Annotated in this window: 1 protein-coding gene and 1 pseudogene; one reads left to right on the forward strand and one right to left on the reverse strand. The window is 59.2% G+C overall.

Translation table 11 applies throughout. The features are described 5' to 3' along the window. A pseudogene (locus tag AC1DQ3_RS36810) lies at nucleotides 1-323 on the reverse strand (ISNCY family transposase); the annotation flags it as partial. 26 nt (nucleotides 324-349) lie between these two features. Here AC1DQ3_RS36810 and AC1DQ3_RS36815 point away from each other — a divergent pair. Then, on the forward strand, nucleotides 350-450 hold a 101-nt coding region (locus AC1DQ3_RS36815; RefSeq protein WP_477124996.1), incomplete at its 3' end, for a DUF5372 family protein.

The raw sequence follows: 450 nt of genomic DNA on the forward strand, positions 1-450 counted from the left end.
CCAGCTTGCAGCTTGCGATGCTCCGAGGTGTCGGCAAGCAGGTAGAGCATCTTGTCGTACTGAATCGTCAGGCTCTTGGACACGCAGCGCGGTTCGCGCCAGGTGAAGATCAGATCCAGATTCTCATCTGGTCGCAGCGGCCGATGCGCGTCGTGGCTGTTGCGCGGCACCTTGGCAAAGCGTGCGTTGTAGTCGGCGATGAATTCCAGCATAAAGGCGTTGGCGGCCTCCATCGTGCTGATACCACGCAGGCGCAGTTCCTTCACGAGTCGGTCCTGCAGGGTCAGGTGGGTACGTTCCACGCGGCYCTTCTCAAAAGCAGTCAACTACACGTGATCTGACCGGTGGGATGCAATCCTTCCGGGTTACCCATCCCTTCCATCCGCTTTACGGGCGAGAATTCGCGCTGCTGGAATGGCGCAATGCGTGGGGTGAGGACCGCGTCTATTT

This window comes from Cupriavidus sp. 01T418 (assembly GCF_056398885.1).